This window comes from Kitasatospora sp. NPDC004669 (assembly GCF_040609455.1).
GTDB lineage: Bacteria > Actinomycetota > Actinomycetes > Streptomycetales > Streptomycetaceae > Kitasatospora.
Map to the genome: position 1 here is coordinate 1 of NZ_JBEXKB010000175.1, position 4,722 is coordinate 4,722.

At 75.6% G+C, this 4,722-nt stretch carries 2 protein-coding genes; both read left to right on the forward strand.

What is annotated here, in order from left to right; genetic code table 11:
• Positions 1-2,855 (forward strand): SDR family NAD(P)-dependent oxidoreductase (locus ABZW30_RS46520; RefSeq protein WP_355677412.1); only part of this gene is annotated, 2,855 nt, incomplete at its 5' end.
• Between the two features lie 32 nt (positions 2,856-2,887).
• Positions 2,888-4,722 (forward strand): type I polyketide synthase (locus tag ABZW30_RS46525; protein WP_355677413.1); only part of this gene is annotated, 1,835 nt, incomplete at its 3' end.

Genomic DNA, 4,722 nt, shown 5'->3' on the forward strand with positions numbered 1-4,722 from the left:
ACACCACCGGCACCCCCATCACCTGGCCCGTTCCCACCCCCAGCCACCCCCTCGACCTCCCCACCTACCCCTTCCAGCACGACAGTTACTGGCTGCGCACCACCTCGGCCACGGACCTCGCCGGCACCGGCCTGCAGGCCGTGGACCACCCGGTGCTGAGCGCCGCCACCACCCTGCCGGACGACACCCACCTGTTCACCGGCACGCTCTCGCACGCCCGCCACCCCTGGCTGCCGGACCACGCCGTCCTCGACACCGTCCTCCTTCCGGGCACCGCCTTCGTCGAGCTGGCCCTGCACGCCGGCACCGCCGTCGGCGCCGGGCAGTTGGAGGACCTGACGCTGGAGGCGCCGATCACGGTGGGCGAGGAGGAGACGGCCCACCTGCTGGTCCGGGTCGAGGCCGCGGACCCGGCCGGACGGCGCGCCGTCACCGTCCACTCCCGCCCCACCGGGGCCACCACCTCGGACAGTTGGGTGCGCCACGCGCACGGCACGCTCGCCGCCGAGGCCCCGGAGACCGCAGGCACCGACACTGCCGCCTGGCCGCCGCCCGCCGCCGAGCCGGTCGACGTCGAAGGGCTGTACCAGGACCTCACCGAGGCCGGGCTCGGCTACGGGCCCGCCTTCCAGGGCCTGCGGGCCGCCTGGCGCGACGGCGACACCGTGTTCGCCGAGGTGGCACTGCCGTCGGACGCCGTTCAGGACGGCTTCGGCATCCACCCCGCCCTGCTCGACGCCGCCCTGCACGCGATCGCGTTCACCGACCGGGAGCGCACGCCGGAGGCCGGTGTGCACCTCCCCTTCAACTGGACCGGTGTGGCCCTGCACGCGCCGAACGCACGGACGGTGCGGGTGCGGATCACCCCGGCCGGCCCGGGCGAGGTGGCACTGCGACTGAGCGACGAGGACGGTCGGCCGGTCGCCGCGATCGACTCGCTGACACTGCGTCCGATCACGCCCGAGCAGCTCGCCGCGGTCCGCACCAGTCGGCGCGACCCGCTGCACCACGTCGAGTGGACCGCTGCCGCTCGGCCCACCGGCGGGCCCGCCACCGGCCCGTGGTCGGTGGTCGGCCCGGCCGAGCTGGTCACAGCGCTGCGCGAGGCCGGGGTGGACGCGCACCCGCTCGGCGAGTACGGCGAGCCGTTCGCCGCCTCGGCCGGTACCGACCTGGTCGCCCGCGCCCACGCGGCAGCGACCGAACTGCTCGGCCGGGTACAGGAGTTCCTGGCCGACGAGAAGGCAGCCGAGCACCGGTTGCTGGTCGCCACCTCGGGCGCGGTGCCCGGCGGCGGGCCCGTCGACCTCGGCACGGCCGCGCTCTGGGGCCTGATCCGCTCCGCCCAGTCGGAGAACCCGGACCGGCTGGTGCTGGCCGACCACGACGGACGCCCGGAGTCGTACCGCGCGCTGGCCTCCGCGCTGGCCGGCGAGGAACCACAACTGCTGGTCCGCGAGGGCGCCGTCACGGTACCCCGGCTCACCCGCAGTCCCGCCGCCCCGGCCGGGGACGGGCCGGCCACGGCCCCGTTCGGCCCCAACGGGACGGTCCTGATCACCGGCGGCACCGGCACCCTCGCCGCGCTGACCGCCCGCCACCTGGTCACCCGGTACGGAGTGCGCCGACTGCTGCTGCTCAGCCGACGCGGCCCGGACGCCCCCGGCGCCAGCGAACTCGCCGCCGGCCTCCAGGAGTTGGGCGCCGAGGTGACCCTCGCCGCCGGCGACGCGGCCGACCCCGTCGCGCTGGCCGCCGTCCTGGCGTCCGTCCCGCCGGACCACCCACTGTCCGCGGTGGTGCACACCGCCGGCGTGCTCGACGACGGCACCCTGCCCGGCCTCACCGGCGAGCGGCTCGCTGCCGTACTGCGGCCCAAGGTCGACGCCGCCTGGCACCTGCACCGGGCCACCGAGCACCTCGACCTGACCGCGTTCGTCCTGTTCTCCTCGCTCGCCGGCGCCCTGGGCAACCCGGGCCAGGCCGCCTACGCCGCCGCCAACGTCTTCCTGGACGCCCTGGCGGAACACCGGCGCGCCGCCGGACTGCCCGGCCTGTCGGTGGCCTGGGGCCTGTGGGAACAGACCAGCGGGCTGACCGACGGCCTGTCCCGGGCCGACCTGGCCAGGCTCGGCCGGGACGGCCTGGCCGCAATGCCCACCGAGCAGGCGCTCGACTTCCTCGACGCCGCCCTCGCCGCCGACCTGCCGACGCAGGTCGCCGCCCGGCTCAGCCCTCCGGTGCTGCGCCGACAGGCGGCGTCCGGGATGCTGCCCGCCGTGCTGCGCGGTCTCGCCCCGGCGGCGGGCCGACGGGTCGAGCAGGGCACCAGGCTGGCCGAGCGGCTGGCCGCGGCGGCGCCCGAGGAGCGCCATGGCATCGTGCTGGCCGCAGTGCGCGGCCAGATCGCCGCCGTCCTCGGCCACCGTGGCGAGGACGCGATCGACCCGTCCCGCCGGTTCCAGGACCTCGGCTTCGACTCGCTCACCGCCGTCGAGTTGCGCAACCGGCTCGCCGCCGACGCGGGGCTGAAGCTGCCCGCCACGCTGGTCTTCGACCACCCGACCGCCGCCGCGCTCGCCGACTACCTACTGGGCCGGCTCGGCAGCGGCGACCGTGAGCCGGCCGCCCTCGCCGACCTCACCCGACTGGAGACCGATCTCCTGGCCATGGCCCCGGACAGCGCCGGCCGCGCCCGGCTCACCGTCCGGCTGCGCACCCTCCTGGCCCGACTCGACGAGGCCGCGGCCCCGGCGGAGCCGGACACCGAGGACTTCGAGGAGCGACTCCGCTCGGCCACCGCCGACGAGGTCCTCGACTTCATCGACCACGAGCTCGGAAGGGCCCTGCAGTGACCTCCACCCAACCCACGGAAGGGTCCGGACCCATGACGAACGAAGAGAAACTCGTCGACTACCTCAAGTGGGTCACCGCCGACCTGAAGCAGACCCGGCTCAAGCTCCAGCAGGCCGAGGCGACGCACCGCGAACCGATCGCGATCATCGGGATGAGCTGCCGCTTCCCCGGCGGCGTCCGCTCCCCCGAGGACCTCTGGCGACTGGTCAGCGAGGGCACCGACGCGATCTCCGGCTTCCCCGGCGGCCGGGACTGGCCGCTCGCCGAGCTGTACCACCCGGACCCGGACCACTCCGGCACCTCGTACGCCCGGGAGGGCGGGTTCCTGTACGACGCCGACCAGTTCGACCCGGCGTTCTTCGGTATCAGCCCCCGCGAGGCGGCCGCGACCGACCCGCAGCAGCGACTGCTGCTGGAACTGGTCTGGGAGGCACTGGAGCGCGCGGACATCGTCCCGGCGACCCTCAGCGGCCAGCAGGTCGGTGTCTTCACCGGCGTCATGTACGACGACTACGCGGGCCGCCTGATGCACCGGATGCCGGAGGAGGCCGAGGGCCTGCTCGGCACCGGCAGCGCGGGCAGCCTGGCTTCCGGGCGCGTCGCGTACACCTTCGGTCTGGAGGGCCCGGCGGTCAGCGTCGACACCGCCTGCTCATCCTCGCTGGTCGCCATGCACCTGGCCTGCGCGTCGCTGCGACGCGGCGAGTCGACGCTGGCGCTGGCCGCCGGTGTGACCGTGATGGCCACCCCCGGCGTGTTCATCGAGTTCAGCCGCCAGCGCGGGCTGGCCGCCGACGGCCGCTGCAAGTCCTTCGCGGCGGCGGCGGACGGCACCGGCTGGGGCGAGGGCGGCGGCGTCCTGCTGCTGGAGCGGCTCTCCGACGCCGAGGCCAACGGGCACCCGGTGCTCGGCGTCATCCGCGGCTCGGCGGTCAACCAGGACGGCGCCAGCAACGGGCTGACCGCCCCCAACGGGCCGTCCCAGGAGCGCCTGATCCGCTCGGCGCTCGCGGGTGCGCTGCTCACCCCCGCCGAGGTGGACGCGGTCGAGGCCCACGGCACTGGCACCACGCTCGGCGACCCGATCGAGGCCCAGGCCCTGCTGGCCACCTACGGGCAGGAGCGCCCGGCGGGCCGGCCGCTCTGGCTCGGCTCGGTCAAGTCCAACATCGGGCACACCCAGGCGGCGGCCGGCGTCGCCGGGGTGATCAAGATGGTCGAGGCGATGCGCCACGGCGTGCTGCCCCGCACCCTCCACGTGGACGAGCCCACCCCGCACGTGGACTGGGAGGCCGGCGCGGTACGGCTGCTGACCGAGGCCAGGGACTGGCCGCAGAGCGACCACCCGCGCCGGGCAGCGGTCTCCTCCTTCGGCATCGGCGGCACCAACGCCCACGTGATCCTGGAGGCCGCGCCCGCCATCGAGCCGGTCGAGACCGGGATCGAGCCGGCCGAGGAAGCCCCGGCCGCCGTGGTGCCGTGGGTGCTCTCCGGCAAGAGCGAGGCGGCGCTGCGCGACCAGGCGATCCGGCTCCGCGGCTGGCTGGCCGAGCGGCCGACGGCCAATCCGGTGGAGGTCGCGGGCGCCCTGGCCGCCGCCCGTACGCACTTCCCGCACCGCGCCGCCGTGGTGGCCGAAGGCGCCGATGCCTTCGGGCCCGCGCTCGACGCGCTGATCCGCGGCGAGTCGGCCGCCGGGCTGGTCCAGGGCAGCGCCCGTAGCGGGAAGGTCGCCTTCCTGTTCACCGGACAGGGTGCGCAACGGCTCGGTATGGGCCGGGAGTTGTACGAAGCCCAGCCGGTGTTCGCGACGGCCTTCGACGAGGTCTGCGCGGCGCTGGACACCCACCTGGAGCGGCCACTGCG